The sequence below is a fragment of the Halomonas sp. genome, from assembly GCF_033549285.1.
GTDB lineage: Bacteria > Pseudomonadota > Gammaproteobacteria > Pseudomonadales > Halomonadaceae > Halomonas.
The window spans coordinates 36,935-56,979 of sequence record NZ_JAWSUJ010000008.1; the positions used below are offsets into that span (position 1 = coordinate 36,935).

Sequence of the window (20,045 nt, forward strand, 5' to 3'; positions counted from 1 at the left end):
ATTGTTTGGTGTGTGGCATTTTTTACCAAACGGTAAATAAGACACTAGACCATATTTTTCCATTTGGTCAAATTTTTTCTTGAGAGAAATCCCGGGAGTGCCAGCAGCTGCCGCCATGCTCGATGCGGTGAGATGTGCCGGGGGGCGGGGAAGGGGGGGCGCTGGGGTATGAGCTCGGCAGGTACCTAGGCCGAATGCCTCGCAGTACAGTGAGAGGCAACCGGATGGTACCCACCCCACCACTTAGACTCGGGCGAGCCTGTACGCTAGGGGCGTGAGGAGCGGAGAGGCAGTCAGGGTTGCCGTATTTATGATCGAGTGCGGCGCTTCAGGTAGTCAGGGGCGGGTGATACGCTTGGGCTCGAGATAGGCGTCGAGTCCTGCCTGTCCAAGTTCGCGTCCGATGCCGCTGCGCTTCATGCCGCCCCAGCTAGAGTGGGGCGGGGCTACCTGGTCGCAGTTGCACCAGACGTTGCCCACCTCCAGACGCCGTGCGATGGCCTCGGCGCGGTCAGGGTCACCGGCCACCACGGTGGCCGCCAGACCGAAATCGCTATCATTGGCCAGGGCGATGGCTTCCTCGTCGTCGGCGACCCGCCGTGCACACAGGACTGGCCCAAAGATCTCCTCTCGCCATAACCGGCTGCTGGGCGGCACGTCACGGTAGAGACGCGGCGCCACGAAGAACCCATGCTCGGGCAGGGCGGGGGTGGACGTCTTGCTATGCAGACCCTCCCGGTCGGCGATGTCCAGATAGCCCCGTACCCGATCGCGCTGCGTGGCGCTGACCAGCGGCCCCATATCCGCCCCCTCGGCCAGGGGGTTGCCCGGACGCAGTGCACCCATGGCGGCGTCGATGGCCGCATACAGGTCATCCGCCAGCCGCTCGTGCACCAGTAGCCGGCTGGTGGCGGAGCACATCTGGCCGGCGTTGTAGCAGATGCCGGCCATCACCAGGTCGCGGGCGAGTTCCAGGTCGGCATCTTCAGTGACCAGGATCGGCGACTTGCCGCCCAACTCCAGGGAGACGGGCAGCACCCCGCTGGCGGCGGCGTGCATCACCTTCTCGCCCACCGGATTGCTGCCGGTGAAGGAGAGCTTGTCGATGCCAGGGTGGCGGCTCAAGGGGGCGCCGATTCCTTCGCCGTCGCCGTGCAGCAGGTTGACCACCCCCGGGGGCAGCCTTGCCTCCATCACGACCTCCGCCAGCACCCGCTCTGGCAGGGGCGTGACCTCAGAGGGCTTGAACACCACCGTGCAGCCGGCGGCGAGCGCTGGAGCCAGCTTCCAGGCGCTGCTGACCAGGGGAAAGTTCCAGGGGGTGATCAGCCCCACCACGCCGACGGGATCCCAGTAACGGCGTGCCGAAAGTCCCTCGATGCCGCTCGCATCGGTCTGGCCCTGGCGCTCGCCCAGAGCCCGGGCCTGGGTGGCGTAGTAGCGATAGCAGGCGATGGCGTCGTCCAGGTCCTGGTGGGCCTCGGCCAGGGGCTTGCCGTTGTTGCGACTCGACAGTTCGGCCAGGCCCTCGCGGCGTGCCTCGAGCCCCGCGGCGATGGCGTCCAGGTGCTCGCCGCGTCGGGCTTCTGGGGTATCGCGCCAGTCGGGCAAGGCGCGGCGTGCGGCCGCCACCGCCGCATCGACATCCAACGGGTCGCCGCGGGTCACCTCACCGATCACCGCCTCGCGAAATGGGTCCAGCACCGGGAGACGAGCCTCGGCGCGGCTGGCTACCCAGGCATTGTCGATAAACTGCTTGGTCAATACGTGCATAAGGCCTCGTCGTGCTCAGCGAATGGGCAACCAGCGGCGCCGGGTCGGGCGCATGCCGGGGAAGTTCAGTTCCACCAGGCGCAGCAGCAGGGTCAGCACGATGGTGGTGGCCAGGTAGATGCCGGCGATCAGCAGCAGGGGCTCGTAGACCAGAAAGGTCTCGTCGCGAATGATATTGGCCGCCTGCAGCAGGTCCATCAGGGCGATGGTGGAGACCAGGGGGACCGACTTGAGCAGCAGGATCATCTCGCCGGTCAGCGTCGGCAGGCAAAGCTGGATGGCCCGTGGCAGCCACAACCGATAGAGCACCTGGAAACCGGAGAGACCGAAGGCGCGTCCGGCCTCCAGCTCGCCGCGAGGCACGCTCTGCATGGCGCCACGGATCACCTCGCCGGAGTAGGCGCCGACACTGAGGATGAAGGTCAGGGCGCCGAAGAAGAAGGGGTCACGCAGCAGCGGCCAGAAGACGCTGTCACGCATGCCCGGCACCCCCTCCAGCAGACGTCCCACCCCGTAGTAGAAGAAGAACAGTTGCACGAGCAGCGGGGTGCCACGGATCACGGTCGTGAAGGCCCAGGCCAGCCAGACGAGAGGACGCGGACCGCGAAGTCGGGCCAGGGCCACCCCCACGGCGAGGATCAGACCGCCCACTGAAGAGACCAGCAGCAGCCACAGGGTATTGACGAAGCCTTCCCACAGGTAGCCCTGATAGAAGGGATCGCTCAGCCAGGAAAAGTCCATCTCAGGCCTCCGTGGGTTGGCCACGGCGCACATAGCGCTCGAGGCGGGCGAATAGCGCCGTGGAGGTCAGGGTCATCAGCAGGTAGATGACGCCGGCGGCGGCATAGAAGAGGAAGTAGGCGCGGCTGCTGGCGGCGGCTTGCTGGATGGTAAAGAACAGTTCATTGAAGCCGATCACGCTGATCAGGGCGGTGTCCTTGATCAGGATCAGCCACAGGTTGGACATGCCCGGCAGGGCGTTGGGCAACATGGCCGGCAATATGAAGCGATGAAAACGGGTCCAGCGAGAGAAGCCGAAGGCGTCCGCGGCCTCCAGCTGGCCCAGCGGGATGGCCAGGATGGCGCCGCGGAACACCTCGGTCATGTAGGCCCCCTGGACGAAGGCCAGCACGCCCACGGCAGTGGCGAAGCCGGTGATCTGCACGGCGCCGGCGATTCCCAGGCGTGCCAGCAAGGCATCCAGCGCCTGGGGACCGGCATAGTAGAGCAGAATGATCAGCAGCAGCTCGGGTACCGCCCGGATCAGCGTCGAGTAGGCGGTGGCCACGCCACGTAAGGGCGCCCAGGGGCTGAGCTTGGCGCCGGCCCCCAGCAACCCCAGCACCAGGCCGATGGCGTAGGCCAGCACGGCGATCTGCAACGTGGTCAGGGCGCCGCTCAGGATGGGCCCGGCCCAGTCGCCGAGCCCCTCCGGTGTCATGGCAGTCATGGTCGAGTCTTTCCTTGGTCACAGGACGAAGCGCCCCCGACGCCGGAAGCGTCGGGGGGTGCGATGACTGGCGGCTGGGGCTCAGTCGTAGACGCAGACGTCGGTGCCCAGGTACTCCTTGGAAAGGCTGGCACAGGTGCCGTCCTCGATCACCGCGGCGACCGCCTCGTTGAGGTCGGCTTCCAGGGCGTCGTCTTCCTGGCGCAGACCGATCCCGATACCCTCGCCATAGGCCGCGTGTTGCGGGGCGGTGGCCTTGATCTCGAAACCTTCGGCCTCGTCGCGCTCGAGGAACTGCACCATGGCGATCTCGTCGGCCAGGATCACGTCCAGGCGCCCGGCCAGCAGGTCGTTGTTGACCTGCTCTGCCTGGTCGTAAAGGCGGATGTCCACGCCGCTGTCGCGCAGTTCACGCCGGGCATAGGTGGCGTTGGTGGTCGCGCTCTGTACGCCCATCACCAGGCCGTCCAGGCCGTCGGGGATGTCGAGGTCGCGCTCGCTGGCCGCCACGTAGGAGCCCGGGGTGAAGTAGTAGGGGCGGGTGAAGTCGATGACCCGCTGGCGCTTCTCGGTGATCGACATGGAATTCATGATCATGTCGATGCGGCCGGCCTTGAGCGAGGGGATAATGCCGCTCCAGCCAGTGGGCGCGATCTCGCACTCGCGCTCCATGGCCGCGCAGATCGCGTGAGCCAGTTCCACCTCGAAGCCGGTCCAGTCACCGCTGGCGGCCTTGTAGGTGAAGGGCGGATAGGGTTCGCCGGAGATGCCCACCTGGAGGGGATCACTGGCCTGGGCAGTCTGGCCAAGGCCCAGGGCGGTTACCGCGGTGGCAATCATCATCGGGAATTTCATCGACTTCTCCTGTCGTTGTGGTTGGTGGAGCGTTCAGGCTGCCGGTGCCATGAACTGGCGGCAGCGGGGATCATCGAAGACGTCATCCGGGGTGCCCGAGGCGGCGATGCGCCCCTGGTCGAGATAGACCAGCTGGTCGGAGACCTCTCGGGCAAAGTGCATCTCGTGGGTGACCAGCAGCATGGTGCGGCCCTCGTCGGCGAGGCCGCGGATCACTCCGAGCACTTCGTTGACCCGTTCCGGGTCCAGCGCCGAGGTGGGTTCGTCGAAGAGCAGCAGCCGCGGCTCCATGGCCAGCGCCCGGGCGATGGCCACGCGCTGCTGTTGGCCGCCGGAGAGGAAGGCCGGGTAGGCGTCGCGTCGGTCGGCCATGCCCACCCGCTCCAGGTAATGCTCACCCAGCGCGGTGGCGCGCTTGCGGGAGAGCCCCTTAACGCGCATGGGGGCCTCGATGACGTTGCCCAGCACGGTCAGGTGGGGCCAAAGATTGAACTGCTGGAAAACCATGGTGACCTTGGCGCGCAGCCGCTGCAGCTGGCGCCGGTCCAGACCGATGATGTCGCCCTGGGGATTGCGGGCGAAACGAATCGCCTCATCCGCAATCGCCAGCTCGCCCTGGTCGGGCCTTTCCAGCAGGTTCATGCAGCGCAGCAGGGTGCTCTTGCCGGAGCCGCTGGCGCCGATGATGGACGTGACGGTGCCTTCGGGAACCTCGAGGGAGACGCCCTTGAGCACCTCCAGATCGCCAAACTGCTTGATCAGGTGGTCGGCTACCACCGCTGGGGCGGTGGCGGCCTGCGGACAGGGGGAGCGCTCTAGCGATGATGTCATAGGCAAGAGGCCTCCGAGGCCTGGGTGGGTGACAGTTCGGCACGAGCACGTTCGGCGCAGGCCGCCAGGCGGTGGCTGGCCGCGGCCAGGCGCTCGGCCTCCACGGTAAGGCTGAGGCGCACGAAGCCCGCCGCCGAGGGCCCGAAGGCCTCGCCGGAGAGCACCGAGATACCTTCCTCATCGAGCAGGCGATCGGCGAAGGCCTGCGAAGAGAGGCCGGTCGCACGAATATCCACCATCAGGAACATTCCCGCCGGCGGGCGGATCGCCATGACCGCTGGGCTCTCAGCGAGCGCCTCACAGACCGTGTCGCGGCGTGCCCGGTAAACCTCGCGCATCGCACCGAGCTCGGCGGGAGGTGCCTCGAGAGCGGCGCAGGCGGCGTCCTGGATGAAGTCCGGGCAGCCATAGAGCATGCAGAGCGCCAGGTGGGTCAGATGGTGGATCAGCGGTTCGGGGCCCACTATCCAGCCCAGACGCCAGCCGGTCATGGCATGGGACTTCGAGAGGCTGCTGATCACCACGCTGCGCTCGGCCATGCCAGCCAGCGTGGCGGGGCAGAGGTGCTCGCCCTCGAAGATCAGCTCTGCATAGACCTCGTCGGAGATCAGCCACAGGTCGTGACGCCGGCACAGCTCGGCGATGGCCTCCCATGTCGCCGCGTCGATCAGCTGCCCTGTCGGGTTGTGGGGGCTATTGAGCAGGATGGCCCGGGTGCGCGGGGTGATAGCCGCCTCCAGGGCCATCGGCTCCAGGCGGAAGTCCGCCTCGCCGCGCAGCGGCACCTGCACCAGTTCGGCACCGGTGGCGCGCAGTACCGCCTCGTAGGTGACATAGCCGGGCTCGGGTACCAGTACTTCGTCGCCGGGGTCGAGCAGGCACTGGGCGGCGGCATAGAGACCGCACTGGGCGCCGGCCATGACAATGACATTGTCAGCTCCCACCTCGAGGCCCTGACGGCGATAGTCGGCGGAAATGGCCTGGCGGAGCGCCAGTTTGCCCTGCACGTCGGGGTAGTGGGTGGCGCCGCCGCGCAGGCTGGCGACGGCGCTCTCCACGATGGGCGCCGGGGTGTTGAAGTCGGGGTCGCCCACCGAGAGCACCGTGATCTCCTCGCCGGCGGCTTGACGGTCCAGGGCGCGGTAGTGGATATCCCAGGCCGCAGCCCCTTCGCCGGCGATGCGGTCGGTCAGTCGTGAATAGCGCATGGCATTCCTCACTGTCGGAAGCGCTGAGGCCGGCGTTCCGCCGGCCCGGTAGGCATCACTTCAGGCTGGCGCGAACCGCCGCCAGGCCAGGCTCGCCATCACGGGTGTTGACGCCGTCGATGAAGCTCGCCACCCGCTCGGGATGGGCCTGCAGCCACTCGCGGGCGACGCTCTCCAGTTCGCCTTCCTCAAGGCTGTATGCCTGGATGAACGCGCTCTGTTCGTCGGCGGTCAGTTCAAACTGATCCAGCAGGCGGGCCATGTTGGGGTGGGCCTCGTGGTAGTCACGGGCCACGATGGTGCGCACGTCACTGCGGCCATTGTCTTCGCCGAATACCCCCGCCGGATCGTCGAGGATCTCCATGTCATGCACCGGCGCCATCCAGTGGGGCGTCCAGCCGTAGAAGAGGATCCAGCGCTCATCGCGCTTGGCGGCATCCACCTCGGCCAGCATCCCCGGCGTCGAGGACTCCCGCAGGGTCCAGTCGCCGAGCCCGTAGGTGTCGGCCTCGACGGCACCGTGGAGGTGGTCGCTGACCGTGGAGCCACTCTCGATGGAGTAGATCTCGGCACCGAAGCGCTCGCGAATGTCCGGGTCGGCCAGCTGTTCGGCGTGGGTGACGCCGGCATCATGGACATAGCCCGGTACCGCGAAGCCCATGCGGGCCCCGGTGACGTTGTTGCCCAGATCGACGATGTTGCCCTGCTCCATGGCGGCGTCGTAGCTTTTCTGCTGGGAAGGCAGCCAGCCGGCCAGGAAGGCGTCGCTCTCGCCGCTCTGCAGGGTCTGGTACCCCACCGTTGAGCTGATCTCCAGGGCCTCGACTTGGTAGCCCAGCGGTTCGGCCAGCTGGGCGAAAATTTCCGACTTGACGGTTACTCCCGGCCAGGGAGGTACCACCAGGCGCAGCTCGTCGTTGGCATCCTGCGACGCCTGGGCGCCGAGCGGCAGCAGACTGGAAAGAGCCAGGGTGGTCAGGAGGGCGGGTCTACGCATGTCGGGGATCCTTGTTGGTGGGTTGTCGGTCGCGGTTATCGAGTGGCTGCCATCCAGGCCTCGGCATCCACCTCGATGAGCAGCGGTGAGCGCGCCGCGCCCAGCTGCCCCAGGGCGTCGCCGAGGGTTGCCGGGTCGTCCACCTGCCGGTAGCGGCAGGCATAGGCGGCGGCCAGGTCGGCGAAATCAGGCGCCGTCAGGTCGACGCCAAGCTGGGGCACCTCGTGCATGGCCATGTAGCGGCGAATCTCGTCGTAGCCCTGGTTGTTCCAGATCACCACCGCCACGGGCTGGTCGAGGTCGCGGGCAGTCGCCAGCTCGCCGATCACGAACTGCAGGCCACCGTCGCCGACCAGTGCCACGATGGGACGCTCCGGACAGGCGAGGGCGGCGCCCAGGGAGGCGGGCAGGCCATAGCCCAAGGTGCCGTAGCCCGTGGCGGCATTGAACCAGCGACGTGGCGCGGGCAAAGAGGCGAGAAAGTTGCCGGCGTAAACCGGCCCGGTGGAGTCACCGACCAGGATCGCGTCGGGCAGGGTTGCTTGCAGGGTGGCGTAGAGCGGCACATAGGGGGCCAGCTCGGGGTCCTCGGCCAGGGCCAGCTCACGGCGAACCGCCGCGGCACGACCATCGTCGGCGCGAGCGTCGGGCAGCGCCCGTATCAGAGCGGTCAGGGTCTCGCCGGCGTCGGCCACCAGGGCCAGATCGGCGGCGTGGTTGCGGCCCAGTTGCTGGGGGTCGATGTCCACCCGGATCAGCCGCCCGGTAAGGCGGAAGCCCTCGTCGAACACCAGGTCATAGTCGGTCTCGCCAAGCTCGGTACCCAGGGCCAGGATGACGTCAGCTTCGGCCGCCAGTCGGCGTGAGGCGGGCAGGCTGGCGGTGGCCCCCAGATCCTGGGGGTGATCCCGGCCCAGCACGCCCTTGGCATTGATGGTAGTTAGCGTCGGGGCCTGCAGGCGCTCCACCAGTTCGCGGGCGGCGTCGGGGGCGGCCACGCAGCCCCCGCCCAGCAGCAGCAGGGGGCGCTCGGCGCTGGTGAGCCATTCGGCGGCACGCGCAATGGCGGCCGGGGCGGGTGCCGGGGGAAATACCTCGATCGGGCGCGGCGCAGACTCGGGGACCGGGGCATCGAACAGGTCGATCGGAATCTCGATATGCACCGGCCCGGGGCGTGCGCCACGGAAGATCGCGAAGGCGCGGGCCAGGATCTCCGGCAGCGCCGCCGGGTCATGCAGGGTGTGGCTGAAGACGCTGACGCCTGCCAGAGTCTGTTGTTGGCTGGGCAGTTCGTGCAGGCGCCCCTGACCGCGCCCCAGGGTGTCGCGGCGGTTGACGCTGGAGATCACCAGCATCGGCACCGAATCGGCCAGTGCCTGGCCCATGGCGGTGGCGATATTGGTCATGCCGGGGCCGGTGATGATGAAGCAGGCCGCCGGCCGGCCGCTGGCCCGGGCGTAGCCGTCGGCCATGAAACCGGCACCCTGCTCGTGGCGTGGGGTGACATGGCGGAGCGCGCTGTCGCCCAGCGCGCGGTAGAGCTCGATGGTGTGTACCCCGGGGATGCCGAAAGCGGTATCCACGCCATAGGCTTCCAGCAGGCGCAGCAGCTGTTGGGCGCAGGTCCGGCTCATCGCAGTGCCTCCTCGGGGAGCGGCTTGGGCAGCCCGCCGCGGGGTGTGCGTCCCAGCACCTTCTCCACCATGGGCACGAAGTGCTCGAGGGGGAGGGTGTCGTAGTCGGGGTCGAAGCTGGCCTGGTCCCAGTGGTCGCAGAAGCGCACGGTGCGTTCGTAGGCCGGATGGTCGCGGTACTGCTCGCGGGCGTGGGGATCCTGGCCGAAGAAGTGGCGGTAGTGATAGCCCTGGAAGAGCTCGTGATGGCGAATCATCCAGGCGTTGAGCGGATCGACGAAGGGCTCGAGGATGGCCGCAGCAATCTCGGCATGGTTGGCCGGCGCCAGGTCGTCGCCGATATCATGCAACAGCGCGCAGACGATCATCTCCTCGTCGGCGCCGTCGCGCAGCGCCCGGGTCGCCGTCTGCAGGCTGTGCTCGTAGCGATCTACCGGATAGCCGTGGTGGTCGCCGGCCAGGCGGTGAAGGTGGTCGAGCACCCGGCGCGGCGCATCGGCGACATAGTCGCGGAAACGGTCATCGATCAGTGCCCAGTCGTCGCGCTGGGCCTCGCCAAAGTGGCGGAAGCGGGCCTGATTCATGCAGGGACTCCTTGGGCTTGGGAAGTGGCGAGTTGCTTTCGCAGCACGCGGCGGCGGCTGGCCGTGCTGTCGCGGTCGACGTAGCCCTGACGCAGATGGCGAACGCCATCGGCGAGCTGGAAAGCGCGGCGACCGTGCAGCAGCCGATAGTTATCCATGATCAACATCTGGCCCGGGTCGAGCTTGAGTTGCAGGGTCAGTTCTTGGCCTGTGATCAGCTGATAGAAGGCCCGGCGAGCGGCGTAGAACGTTTCAAGCTCTTCGGCGGGCAGGGCCGGAACTCTCTCGGTGCGGTTGGAGTAGCGCACGCGAACCGGCTCGCCGTGGCTGTCCAGCTCGATCAGTGGCCCCTCGCTCTCCAGGTGGGTGTCAGCGTCGCGATAGCGGAAGCCGGGGGTGACCCGGGTCAGGCAAGCGTAGGCAGCGGGATCTCGCTCGCGCAGCAGCCGGGCCGCCATGAAGCCATCGGCCAGGGTGCTGTCACCGCCCTCGGCGGCATTGGTGAGGCAGTGCAGCCAGATGTAGCCGGGAATGGGGTCGCGGTAGGGGTTGTCCGTGTGCGGCTCCAGGCCCCGTTGGGTCATGGTCAGGTCGTAGGCATCGGCCACCGACTTGACGTCGGCGATGCCCCCCCAGTTGGTGCGCCGTAGCGGACCGATACGGTCGATCAATGGCTGCATGCCGTCCGTCTCGATGGGAACCCCGGAGACGATCACGAAGCCATCGCGATGCAGTGCCTCGAGCATTTCCGACAGCGCCTGGTCGTCCTCGAGGGCAGCGCTGAAGTCGGCCTCGGGGCGCGGTGCGCCGGCTGCATCCCAGAGTTTCCGGGGCGGATCGCTGGCCTGATCGTCGAACAGCGCCGCGAGGTCGAAAGCGGTGCAATGACCGTCGCTGAAGCACAGGCGAAGCTGGTCTTCCGCCACCTCGGCGGACTCGATGCTCAGGTCCAGCGGCAGCTCGGCGGCCTCGATCAGGCGCTGGCCGGTGCGCGGGTCCAGGGTCTTGGCATCCGGGCTTCGTTCGCGCAGCCACAGGGCAGCGAATTCACCACGCTGGCCGTGGTGTTCGATGGCCAGGCGTCGGCGATTGGCCAGGGGCGTGACGTGTGTCATGGCGGCGTCTCCACGGACTGTGCTACGGGGTCGCGTTCCACCATAACCGGCGCTGCCGGGTATCACTTGATTAAATTGGCCACAGGCTTGAGTCTGTTCGCCATGGCAGACTTTCCAGAAACGGCGTGGCCCTATCCACGCCCCGATTCCCCACCGCTGCTGACGCCGGAGCAGGCCGAACATACCCTCAACGTATGGCTGGTGCCGCGTTTCTCCATGCTGACCCTGTTCTGCCTGCTCGAGCCGCTGCGTGTGGCCAATCGCTTCGGCCGTGATCTCTTCGCCTGGCGGCTACTCTCGGCGGACGGTGAAGCGGTGGTGGCCAGCAATGGCGTGCGCATCGACGTGGACGGCGCGCTGGAGTCGCTTGAGGACATAACGCGCCTGATGGTCGTCTCCTCCTACGAGGCGGAGGCAACGGTTCGCTTTCAGGACCGCGCGGTGCTGCGGCGCATCGCTGCCCATGGCGGCTGGCTGGGTGGGCTGGACACTGCCCCCTTCATCCTGGCGAGGGCGGGAGTGCTGGAGGGGCACCGGGTGGCACTGCACTGGGAGAGCGTGCCGGCTTTTCGTCTCGAGTTCCCCGAGTTGGACATCAGTCCAGCGCGCTTTGAATTCGATACCACGCGGCTGACGGGCTCGGGTGGGGCGGCGAGCATCGACATGATGCTGGAGTGGATAGAGCGAGCATACGGGCCGGCCTTGGCCGATGCCGTGGGGCGGCAGCTGGTCCATGAAAGGGCGCGAGGCGATGGTGGCGGCAGTCAGCAACACCGGTATCGGGAACTACCACGCAGCGTGGTGCGGACGCTGGCCGTGATGGAGGCCAACCTGGCCCAGGCGCTGCCGATCCCCGAGGTGTGCCTGCTGGTGGGGCAGTCTCAGCGTCAGTTGACGCGACTGTTCCAGCGCCATTTCGGGGAGACCCCGCAGCAGTGCTATCTGGGGATGCGTCTCGACCGTGCACGCCAACTGCTGGCGGATAGCCGCTGTCTCGTGACCGAGGCGGCCCTGGCCACCGGCTTTACCCAGCCGGCGCACTTCACCCGAGCCTACCGGCGTCGCTTCGATGAAGCGCCAAGTGTTACTGCCGTGCGAGGTAGCAGTGTCATGGAGCCTCAAGATGAAAGCTCAATGTGCTTTTGATTTGGCTGCGCGGATGGCGGCCTGCAGTTCCAAGCGAATCAGTATGTGTAGGTGCGGGGTCCTGGATGGTCGAGTTTTTTGATGCTGGCTGTTTTACATCGGGAACGGGCCGGTCCCCTTACGAGAAGCGGCCCTACTTCTGTTATCGCGCTAAATGGTCCTCTACCGTCAGCCACTTTTTGTTTTTATTATTTTTATCCCTGTTCTTCAGCCATTTCGGCTTTTCCATTTTTATTGCATCTGGATGCGATGTCATGTAGGTGCCCATCGAAATAACATACTTTGCGGCCGCGCGAAGGATAACATACTCCTCATCTTCCAGTGGGTCTGCCCAGCCTTCCAAGGGAGCCAATACGTCGCTTTCCATGAAATAATTGATTTCCGAGGATGTTAACGACGTTAGCAGCATTGTTGGATGGTGGACTGGATTTTCTTCCACGGGATTAGGGATTGCCACAATGAGGCGCCAATCTCGGTCTTCCAATGGCTCAGACCATTTCTCAACATTGTGGTGGCGGAGCAGTTCGTTCTTGTAGTCTGCAATATCTGAAGATTTCAGCCAACCTACCAATATCCCTTCGACTTGATGGCCGCCGAATGTAAGGCCATGCGGGAGTGAAACCGTGGTGAATTCAACTGGCCAACGCCATGCGCCCTTGAGGGATGGTGCAGCTTCAAAATTACTTACCCGTACGGAAACGGAGGGAGAGGGGATGATCACGTGGCCAGTCTTCTCATGGAACCACTCGAGCATAAATATTTCTGAATTGATCGAATAGAGAATCTGCGGGTCATCAAGTATAAGGCTCATCACTTCCCGTTCCACCGGAGCTTTTTTGGGGAAGCCGAGCTGCTTCTTTGCAACACGGAGATACTTCTTGTTGAAAGGGGAGTAGTGGTGGTAGGTGAATGTGCTCATCGTTTTCTCCTAGTTTCGATGTGGCACATCCACGGTACAACAAACACCTTGGTGAATAGGGAAGCTGGCTGAACCCTCCAATTCCCAAAAAGTGGATGAAATATGTTATGGGACGCATCTGCGCGTGAGTCTGCCGTCGGCCGCACTTTCACAAAAGCTGGGTGAAATATGGTATGGGGGGATACGATTCATCATCTGATCCCAAAAGATGGAGCAAATGTGCTATGGACTCAGGCATCTTGGGCTAGCATCCATGGCCTTTCCCTATGTCGGGTCCCGCGTGATACGTGCAGGAATGGCAGGCCATCGGACGCGGACCGGTCGGCAAGGTGGGTGACGGGATCAACGACGCCCCGGCCCTGGCGGCGGCCGACGTCGTCATCGTCATAGGCGGTGGCACCGACGTGGCGCTGGAGACCGCGGATACGGCCCTGCTCAAGAACCGCATCATAAGCGTCGCCGAGTTGATTGACCTGTCCCGGGCAACGCTGCGCAACGTCAAGACCAACGTTGCTCTGCCGCTGAGCCTCCACGCCATCTTCCTGGTCAGCACGGCGCTGGGCATCACCGACATGTGGATCGCCGTGAAGGCGGACACCGACGGCGCCATGCTGGTGACCCTGAACGCCCTGTACCTGCTGAACTATCGCTCTTTACTTGGTACCGCTGTTGTATTGGCTCAATGATCAGCGTGCCGACTGAGTCCTTTGGGGCTGCCGTTGCGGATTCCTGCCCGTAACTGCGGCATTAGGGAAACGCTGCACAAATCCCGGCGCAGCTGCCTGATTGGCTCCGCCGGGGTAGAATCTGACCATCCCACCACCGTCTGACAGAGCCATCCGATGAAGCAGATCTCGTTCGCCCAGGCAGAGCACCAGAACAAGAAGAAGGTTACCCGTCGAGAGCGATTCCTGTCCCAGATGGAGGCCCTGGTGCCGTGGCAACGGCTGATCGATGCGCTGTCGCCGTCCTACTTCCCGAACGCGGTGGGCAAGCGCGGCCGGCCTCCCATCGGCCTGGAGCGCATGCTGCGGATCTACTTCCTCCAGCAGTGGTATGCGCTGGCCGATGAGGCGCTGGAGGATGCCATCTACGACAGTCAGGCGATGCGCGACTTCGTGGGTATCGATCTGGCCATCGAGAGCGTGCCGGACGCGACCACACTGCTGCGCTTCCGTCATCTGCTGGAGAAGCATGCCCTGACCCAGCGGATCTTCGAGGAGATCAACGCCCATCTGGCCGAGAAAGGTCTGTTCATGCGCGAGGGCACCATCGTCGACGCGACCATCGTGGCGGCCGCGCCCTCTACCAAGAACAAGGCCAAGCAACGCGATCCGGAGATGAAGCAGACCAGGAAGGGCAACCAGTGGTATTTCGGCCTGAAGGCCCACATCGGCGTCGATGCGGTCACCGGACTGACCCACAGCGTCGCCGCTACCTCGGCCAACGTCGCCGATGTCACCATGGCGGGCCAGTTGGTCCGGGACGATGACAAGCAGGTATACGGCGACGCGGGCTACACCGGTATGTGGAAGCATCTCGACGAAGAGAAGGATGCCCCGGATTCCCGGTGCTGTGTTGCCGCCAAGCGTGGCGCCATCAAGAAGATGGATGACAGCCTGATGAAAACGCTGCTGCTGGCGATCGAGAAGGCCAAGGCCAGCATCCGTGCCAAGGTCGAGCACCCGTTTCATGTCATCAAGAACCTTTTCGGCTACCGGAAGGTGCGTTACAAGGGGCTGGCCAAGAACCAGGCGCAACTCTTCAGCCTGTTCGGGCTGGCCAATCTGGTGCTGTCGACACGATGCAAGGGCCGAGTTAACGGGGCCAGTGCGCCTTGAATCTGGCCTGGCAGCCGGTTACCCCGGCTGCCAGGGAAAACAGACCACCTGAGGTGGTCAGAAAAGGATCGCTGACGTGTTGATTGGACCACTCTGAGCCCTTCAGCTACTCAGAGACGAATTGATCAGTGGTTCCTTAGATCCAGACGTGGACGATTGATAAGTCCCCAGGACGACGGTTGTCTGTCCTCCTGGTGGCTTTACCCGATCACGCTACCCAGCTCGAAGATTGGCAGGTACATGGAAATCACCAGGCCGCCGACCAACACGCCGAGCACCACGATGATGAATGGTTCGAGCAGCGAAGTGAGGGTATCGACCTTGTTGTCGACCTCTTCCTCGTAGTAATCCGCTACGCGGTTGAGCATGGCGTCCAGTGAGCCAGCCTCCTCGCCGATCCCTACCATCTGCACTGCCAGTGCCGGGAATTGCTCGGTGAGACGCATGGCGAAGTTGAGCTGCTGGCCGGTGGCCACGTCCTCGCGGATCTGGGCGATGGCACGTTCGTAGACCATGTTGCCCGCCGCGCCTTCGGCAGTCTCCAGCGCCTCCACCAGCGGTACGCCGGCGCCGAATGTGGTAGCCAGCGTCCGCGAATAGCGAGCCACCGAGGACTTGTCGAGAATGTCGCCGATCACCGGGATCCGCAGCGACAAAGCATGCATCTTGTAGCGGAAGGCCTCGGATTTCTTCATGCCGCTGCGGATGAAGAAGATGAAACCTGCTGTACCCAATAAGCCCCACCACCAGTATTGCTGTGCGAACTCTGAGAGGGCGATAGTGACACGGGTTGGTGCAGGTAGCTCGGCGCCGAAGCCGTGAAAGAGGCTCTCGAACTGCGGAACCACCTTGATCAGAAGTAGGGCGGTAACGGCGAAGCCCACCGCGATGACCGCCGCTGGGTACCAGAGTGCCTTCTTGACACGGCTCTTGAGCGACTCGATCTTCTCCTTGTAGGTCGCTACACGCTCGAGCATGGTGTCCAGAGAGCCGGACTGTTCCCCGGCCTCCACTAGATTGGCGAAAAGCCGGTCAAAGTGCTGGGGATGGCGCTTGAGGGCCTCCGAGAAGCTGGAACCGGCCGCCACATCGTTCATCAGCTCCTGCACCATGGCGCTCATGGCCGGCTTCTTTAGGCTCTCCGCCACCACCTGGAAGGCCTGCAGCACCGGCACACCGGCGCGGATCATGGTCGCCATCTGTCGGGCAAAGAGCATGATGTCGCGAGGCTTGATCTTGCCCATGCCGCCGCCGAAACCGCTCTTGCGGCGGATCTGCTTGACCATGATGTTCTGGCCGGACAGGACCTTTTCTACCTCGGCCTTCTTTGGGGCAATTATTTCCCCGCCCACTTTGCGGCCATTGGGTCCCTTGCCGCTCCAGCGCCAACGGTAGAGCTTGGTCTTCTGTGCCTTGCGCATGGGCTTCGTTGCCATGTTCATAGTCCCGTCCCTGCGTTGTGGTGTTATTCGCACTGAGAGTCGTTATTGTTCAGTCTCAGGCACTATCGTACCCTGGCCGCTTTGCCGCTTTGCCGCTTTGCCGCTTTGCCGCTTTGCCGCTTTGCCGCTTTGCGCTAGTCCTTCGTTACCCGGTTGACCTCGGCTAGACTGGTCAGCCCCTGCATTACCTTCAAGAGCCCGCTTCTACGAAGGTCCGGGTGGCCTTCTTTGCGCGCCTGGGTATCGAAGTCTCGGGAGTTCCCCTGGGTCATGATCAGGTGGCTCATGTCGTCGCTGATCGGCACCACCTCGTAGATGCCTACCCGGCCCTTGAAGCCTTGGGTGCAATGTTTACAGCCCACGGGCTCGTAGATGGTGGCGTCGGCCACTTCGTCTTCCGTGAAGCCTTGTTGCAACAACACCTCGCGGGGTATGTCCGCCGGCTGTTTGCAACGCTTGCACAGTCGACGTGCCAGGCGCTGAGCGATGATAAGGCTTACCGAGCTGGCGATATTGAATGGTGCCACGCCCATATTGGCCAGGCGGGTCAGGGTCTCCGCCGCCGAGTTGGTGTGCACTGTGGAAAGCACCAGGTGGCCAGTCTGGGATGCCTTGACGGCGATCTCGGCGGTCTCCAGGTCGCGGATCTCGCCGACCATTACTACGTCCGGGTCCTGGCGTAGGAAGGCGCGCAAGGCACTGGCGAAGGTCAGGCCGATCTTAGGCAACACGTTAACCTGGTTGACCCCTGGCACCTTGATCTCTACTGGATCCTCGGCGGTGCAGATGTTGCGCTCGACTTGGTTGAGGATGTTAATGCCGGTGTAGAGGGTCACCGTCTTACCGCTACCGGTGGGGCCGGTGACAAGAATCATGCCCTGGGGATCGTCGAGCACACCCTCATACATCGCCTTCTGTTCTGGTGTGAAGCCCAACTGCTCGATGCCCAGCTGCGCCGAGCTGGGGTCGAGGATTCGCAGCACCACCTTCTCGCCGTAGACTGTGGGCAGCGAGTTGACACGAAAGTCGATTGAGCGGGTGGTGGAGAGCTTGAGCTTGATGGCACCGTCCTGGGGTAGGCGGCGCTCCGAGATATCCAGCCGCGACATCACCTTGAGGCGCGCTGAGATACGCGAGCGCATGGCGAAGGGCGGGTGGGCCACGTCGTGGAGGATGCCGTCGATGCGAAAGCGCACCCGGTAGCTGGTCTCGTAGGGCTCGAAGTGGATGTCCGAGGCACCGCGGTGGATGGCGTCCAACAGGATCTTGTTAACGAACTTGACGATGGGCGCGTCGTCTCCAGCCGCGGCCACTGCTGCCTGTTCATCGGTCGCGTCAACTACCCCCTCGTCATAGGCCAACTGGCCCACGGCGTCGTCGACGTCGGCTAGCTCATCGAGCATGCTGCGCTCGTTTCGAGCCAGGTACCCTTCAAGCACCGGGCCGAGCTGGTCCACTGGGGCCAGTACCCCTTCTGGCGTAAGGCCGGTGGCGAACTGTAGCTCGTCCAGCAATGCCAGGGTGGAGGGGTAGGGGACTGCCACGGTGAGCCGATGGCCGTGTCGTACCAGCGGCAGTACTCCCAGCCGGCGCAGGATCTTGTCCGGGTAGTCCGCCGCCGGAGGAAGACTCTCCAGGCGGATGGCATCCAGATCGATGATCGGAAGGCCATATTCCCAGGCGGCAGTCAGCGTGGCCTTGCGTGCTGGAACCATGCCCGCCTCGATCAGGTGTTCGAGCAGCGACAGCTCAGACTCACGGGCCTCGCTTTCGGCTCGCACCGCCGCCGCCTCGCCCAACAGGCCGTCAGTAACCAGTCGCCGGGCAAGCCCACGCAACCCGCTGCGGTGGGTGGCGCCATGCAGCGGCGAGGTCATTGGCTCAGGGGTGGCCGGGGGCATTTCCGGGGATGGGGGACGGTAATCGTTCATGGCGCCTCATGATGTTGCGGCAAGGTGCAGCAGGAGTTCGTCGTCTGCGCTGATTCTAGCCCCTGTGGCCTACCCCCGCCCAGCGCCACGCCAGGCGGATTCAACCTTTTCCTCGCACTTTGGCTCATACGCTGGTATGAAATTCCTGCTACTCACTCACCTTTCAGCTACAATACCCCTTGCAGGGTTGCAGACCGTAACTTAATGTAACCCATACCGGGCAGCATGACGCCCGATGAACCCGGTGGCCGGGCAAGGCTGAGACGGCTCATCCTGACCACCTAACGTGAACCCGCACGGGCGGCGAGAAGAAGGCATACGCCAGACGCGCCACGGCGGACAGGAGCAAGGGGCAGGGCCATGAAGAAACAGGGCATGCAGAAATACGTGAAGACCGGGCAGGGCGGTTTTACCCTGATCGAATTGATGATTGTGGTAGCTATTATTGGTATTTTGGCTGCAATTGCCATACCAAGATATCAACAGTATGTAGCTAGATCCCAGTTCGCTGAAGCACACTCATTGCTAGGTGGTTCGAAGGTAACAATTCAAGAACTGTTTGCGTCTGGAAAGCTTGATGCGTCTAGTGCAATAGGAAGTTTGGGTCTTCAGCGAGAAGGTGCTTATGGTTCTATTCCAGATGATATCAACTCAAGTATTTATTCTACCGCAAGTGGTGGGAGCGTGACCTTGGCTTATGAATTTGGTGCTGATGTTGCTGGTACTGCAGGTGCTAAAGATGCTAGTAATTTGATAGATGGCCAGACTGTAACCTATACTTTCACTGGTAATAGTGGGATTTGGGGCTGCGCAACTACTGCTTCGGCTGCTTACGCTACTCAATGCCCATGATTTTCTTTTGTTAGTTTTTATAGCCGGCACAACGTGCCGGCTTTTAGTTCGTTGAGGGTGTGGGCTGTTTTCTCCTTACTTGGCGGGTCCCGTGTGATTAAACACCCGCTTGGTAAATAACTCAGGACGTTTGGTCTCCCATTCCTTCATCACTGCAATGGGTGATTGATGGTGCAGCGCCTTCTGCGGGATGTGGTAATTGTACAGCCACCATGTAGCGTTTCAGCGTCTGCTCCAGGTACTCGCCTTAGGTATAAGCGCCGAGTCGCTAGCACGTCGCTGATGCGGCCGTCCAGGCTTGATCAGACGGTGTTCGATACCATGGGCCTGACACGCCTGATCGAAGGGATGGCGGCCACTGGGTGTGCGCTCCCCTGCCCGCGTGAAGCGATCGGTGAACGATTTTCCGTAGTACCTGTCGGGTCCCGTGTGATTGACCATCCGCTTGGTAAATAGCTCTGGACGTTTGGCCTGCCATTCCTTCATTACCGCAATTGGTGATTGATGGTGCAGTGCCTTCTGCGGGATGTGGTGATTGTACAGCCACGTGTAGCGTTTGAGCGTCTGCTCCAGGTCCTCGCCTGAGGTATAGCGCCGAGTCGCAAGCACGTCGCTGATACGGCCGTTGAAGCGTTCCACCATGCCGTTCGTCTGCGGCTTTCCCGGCTTGATCAGGCGGTGTTCGATAGCATGGGCCTGGCACGCCTGGTCAAACGGATGCCGGCCGCTGGGCTTGCGCTCACCTGCACGTGTGAAGCGATCGGTGAAGGATTTGCCGTAGTACCTACGGAACATTCTGGTTAGCGGCAGCCATCGTGGCCTAAGAGATCCTTGTGTGACCCACATCATCACAAGGAGACCGACGATGGCTGCCTCCACTCAGCTTATGCCAGACACCGTGTGTGTCGCGATCGATGGCGACGTACAGGTAGCGTTTCTGCTGCTCGTCGGGCATCTTAGGCAAGTGCTTGATGTCGATATGCACGAAGCCTGGCTCGTAGTCCTTGAAGGGCTTGTGCCGAGGCTTCCCATCATCGCCAGCGTCCTGCCGAGCCAGTTCCGCCAGCGTCGGCACCTCGCGCCGCTGGAGCATGCGATGCAGCCCGGAGCGTGGCAGGCGAGGGTTCAGGAACTCACGCGCCATGAGGAGGAGATCATCCAGGCCGAGGCGAAGGAATTCGCGAGCCGCGACCAGCACATCCTCCTGCTCGGGCGTGAGCCCGCCTCATTCATCAGGGTGCCGAAAGAGGGTGCTGAACCGAGAGGCTGCCAGTATCGGCCCGCTTCGATGTCATCAGGCGACTGAGTAGTCGGTTGACTTATTCCCCATTCGGCTTATGGGCGGTCACTCCATAACTATTGAGAATATAGATCTGACGCCGGCCCAGCCGTGATCGTCGGCCGATACTGGGTCAATTTACTTGGCCATTAACATCCGTGGTGGCCGCTCTGTGGCTGATTGGATCA

16 protein-coding genes and 3 pseudogenes are annotated in these 20,045 nt (G+C 63.5%); 4 read left to right on the forward strand and 15 right to left on the reverse strand.

Going from position 1 to position 20,045, the window contains the following annotated elements; genetic code table 11:
• Positions 1-336 precede the first annotated feature (336 nt).
• From SCI24_RS03315 to SCI24_RS03360, 10 genes are all read right to left on the reverse strand, one after another.
• On the reverse strand, positions 337-1,773 hold the full coding sequence (locus SCI24_RS03315; protein ID WP_318723989.1) for an aldehyde dehydrogenase family protein: 1,437 nt from the start codon (positions 1,771-1,773) through the stop codon (positions 337-339).
• A gap of 15 nt (positions 1,774-1,788) precedes the next feature.
• A complete protein-coding gene (locus tag SCI24_RS03320) occupies positions 1,789-2,514 on the reverse strand; it encodes an ABC transporter permease subunit (protein ID WP_318723990.1) in 726 nt (241 codons plus the stop codon).
• Position 2,515: 1 nt separating this feature from the next.
• Positions 2,516-3,223, reverse strand: coding sequence for an ABC transporter permease subunit (locus SCI24_RS03325; protein WP_318723992.1), 708 nt, complete (start codon positions 3,221-3,223; stop codon positions 2,516-2,518).
• 81 nt (positions 3,224-3,304) lie between these two features.
• Positions 3,305-4,078, reverse strand: a complete 774-nt coding sequence (locus tag SCI24_RS03330; protein ID WP_318723993.1) for a transporter substrate-binding domain-containing protein — start codon at positions 4,076-4,078, stop codon at positions 3,305-3,307.
• Positions 4,079-4,111: 33 nt separating this feature from the next.
• On the reverse strand, positions 4,112-4,909 hold the full coding sequence (locus SCI24_RS03335) for an amino acid ABC transporter ATP-binding protein (protein WP_318723994.1): 798 nt from the start codon (positions 4,907-4,909) through the stop codon (positions 4,112-4,114).
• On the reverse strand, positions 4,906-6,117 hold the full coding sequence (locus SCI24_RS03340; protein WP_318723996.1) for a pyridoxal phosphate-dependent aminotransferase: 1,212 nt from the start codon (positions 6,115-6,117) through the stop codon (positions 4,906-4,908). Before SCI24_RS03340 ends, SCI24_RS03335 begins: the two co-directional genes overlap by 4 nt.
• A gap of 55 nt (positions 6,118-6,172) precedes the next feature.
• Positions 6,173-7,114, reverse strand: coding sequence for a glycine betaine ABC transporter substrate-binding protein (locus SCI24_RS03345; RefSeq protein ID WP_318723997.1), 942 nt, complete (start codon positions 7,112-7,114; stop codon positions 6,173-6,175).
• Positions 7,115-7,149: 35 nt separating this feature from the next.
• On the reverse strand, positions 7,150-8,748 hold the full coding sequence (locus SCI24_RS03350; RefSeq protein WP_318723998.1) for a 5-guanidino-2-oxopentanoate decarboxylase: 1,599 nt from the start codon (positions 8,746-8,748) through the stop codon (positions 7,150-7,152).
• Complete coding sequence (locus SCI24_RS03355) at positions 8,745-9,332, reverse strand: HD domain-containing protein (protein ID WP_318723999.1); 588 nt, start codon at positions 9,330-9,332, stop codon at positions 8,745-8,747. The genes SCI24_RS03350 and SCI24_RS03355 overlap by 4 nt, the downstream gene beginning before the upstream one ends.
• Positions 9,329-10,447, reverse strand: coding sequence for a TauD/TfdA family dioxygenase (locus SCI24_RS03360; RefSeq protein WP_318724000.1), 1,119 nt, complete (start codon positions 10,445-10,447; stop codon positions 9,329-9,331). The genes SCI24_RS03355 and SCI24_RS03360 overlap by 4 nt, the downstream gene beginning before the upstream one ends.
• Positions 10,448-10,549: 102 nt before the next feature.
• On the opposite strand from SCI24_RS03360, the gene SCI24_RS03365 reads away from it, so the two are divergent.
• A complete protein-coding gene (locus SCI24_RS03365; protein WP_318724001.1) occupies positions 10,550-11,593 on the forward strand; it encodes a GlxA family transcriptional regulator in 1,044 nt (347 codons plus the stop codon).
• 142 nt (positions 11,594-11,735) lie between these two features.
• Here SCI24_RS03365 and SCI24_RS03370 read toward each other — a convergent pair whose 3' ends face one another.
• Entirely contained in the window at positions 11,736-12,512 is a 777-nt protein-coding gene (locus SCI24_RS03370; RefSeq protein ID WP_318724002.1) for a hypothetical protein, read from the reverse strand.
• 287 nt (positions 12,513-12,799) lie between these two features.
• Between SCI24_RS03370 and SCI24_RS03375 the strand changes: the two are divergent.
• Both SCI24_RS03375 and SCI24_RS03380 read left to right on the forward strand, forming a co-directional pair.
• A pseudogene (locus tag SCI24_RS03375) lies at positions 12,800-13,198 on the forward strand (heavy metal translocating P-type ATPase); the annotation flags it as partial.
• Positions 13,199-13,354: 156 nt separating this feature from the next.
• Positions 13,355-14,353, forward strand: coding sequence for an IS5 family transposase (locus SCI24_RS03380; RefSeq protein ID WP_318724003.1), 999 nt, complete (start codon positions 13,355-13,357; stop codon positions 14,351-14,353).
• 200 nt (positions 14,354-14,553) lie between these two features.
• Here the strand turns inward: SCI24_RS03380 and SCI24_RS03385 are convergent, their stop codons facing one another.
• Together SCI24_RS03385 and pilB are read right to left on the reverse strand one after the other, a co-directional pair.
• Positions 14,554-15,789: a type II secretion system F family protein gene (locus tag SCI24_RS03385; protein WP_318724004.1), complete on the reverse strand. Its 1,236-nt coding sequence runs from the start codon at positions 15,787-15,789 to the stop codon at positions 14,554-14,556.
• Between the two features lie 140 nt (positions 15,790-15,929).
• On the reverse strand, positions 15,930-17,726 hold the full coding sequence (pilB, locus tag SCI24_RS03390; RefSeq protein ID WP_412928937.1) for a type IV-A pilus assembly ATPase PilB: 1,797 nt from the start codon (positions 17,724-17,726) through the stop codon (positions 15,930-15,932).
• A gap of 375 nt (positions 17,727-18,101) precedes the next feature.
• Here pilB and SCI24_RS03395 point away from each other — a divergent pair, with 375 nt between their 5' ends.
• Positions 18,102-18,578, forward strand: coding sequence for a pilin (locus SCI24_RS03395; protein WP_412928946.1), 477 nt, complete (start codon positions 18,102-18,104; stop codon positions 18,576-18,578).
• 417 nt (positions 18,579-18,995) lie between these two features.
• Here the strand turns inward: SCI24_RS03395 and SCI24_RS21535 are convergent.
• Positions 18,996-19,352: pseudogene (locus SCI24_RS21535) on the reverse strand (integrase core domain-containing protein); the annotation flags it as partial.
• Between the two features lie 123 nt (positions 19,353-19,475).
• A pseudogene (locus SCI24_RS21540) lies at positions 19,476-19,797 on the reverse strand (IS481 family transposase); the annotation flags it as partial.
• Positions 19,798-20,045: the final 248 nt, after the last annotated feature.

Coding starts and splice junctions, on each gene's coding strand:
- SCI24_RS03315 (WP_318723989.1), bottom strand. CDS start 1,773: ATGCACGTATTGACCAAGCAGTTTATCGACAATGCCTGGGTAGCCAGC.
- SCI24_RS03320 (WP_318723990.1), bottom strand. CDS start 2,514: ATGGACTTTTCCTGGCTGAGCGATCCCTTCTATCAGGGCTACCTGTGG.
- SCI24_RS03325 (WP_318723992.1), bottom strand. CDS start 3,223: ATGACTGCCATGACACCGGAGGGGCTCGGCGACTGGGCCGGGCCCATC.
- SCI24_RS03330 (WP_318723993.1), bottom strand. CDS start 4,078: ATGAAATTCCCGATGATGATTGCCACCGCGGTAACCGCCCTGGGCCTT.
- SCI24_RS03335 (WP_318723994.1), bottom strand. CDS start 4,909: ATGACATCATCGCTAGAGCGCTCCCCCTGTCCGCAGGCCGCCACCGCC.
- SCI24_RS03340 (WP_318723996.1), bottom strand. CDS start 6,117: ATGCGCTATTCACGACTGACCGACCGCATCGCCGGCGAAGGGGCTGCG.
- SCI24_RS03345 (WP_318723997.1), bottom strand. CDS start 7,114: ATGCGTAGACCCGCCCTCCTGACCACCCTGGCTCTTTCCAGTCTGCTG.
- SCI24_RS03350 (WP_318723998.1), bottom strand. CDS start 8,748: ATGAGCCGGACCTGCGCCCAACAGCTGCTGCGCCTGCTGGAAGCCTAT.
- SCI24_RS03355 (WP_318723999.1), bottom strand. CDS start 9,332: ATGAATCAGGCCCGCTTCCGCCACTTTGGCGAGGCCCAGCGCGACGAC.
- SCI24_RS03360 (WP_318724000.1), bottom strand. CDS start 10,447: ATGACACACGTCACGCCCCTGGCCAATCGCCGACGCCTGGCCATCGAA.
- SCI24_RS03365 (WP_318724001.1), top strand. CDS start 10,550: ATGGCAGACTTTCCAGAAACGGCGTGGCCCTATCCACGCCCCGATTCC.
- SCI24_RS03370 (WP_318724002.1), bottom strand. CDS start 12,512: ATGAGCACATTCACCTACCACCACTACTCCCCTTTCAACAAGAAGTAT.
- SCI24_RS03380 (WP_318724003.1), top strand. CDS start 13,355: ATGAAGCAGATCTCGTTCGCCCAGGCAGAGCACCAGAACAAGAAGAAG.
- SCI24_RS03385 (WP_318724004.1), bottom strand. CDS start 15,789: ATGGCAACGAAGCCCATGCGCAAGGCACAGAAGACCAAGCTCTACCGT.
- pilB (WP_412928937.1), bottom strand. CDS start 17,726: ATGAACGATTACCGTCCCCCATCCCCGGAAATGCCCCCGGCCACCCCT.
- SCI24_RS03395 (WP_412928946.1), top strand. CDS start 18,102: ATGCAGAAATACGTGAAGACCGGGCAGGGCGGTTTTACCCTGATCGAA.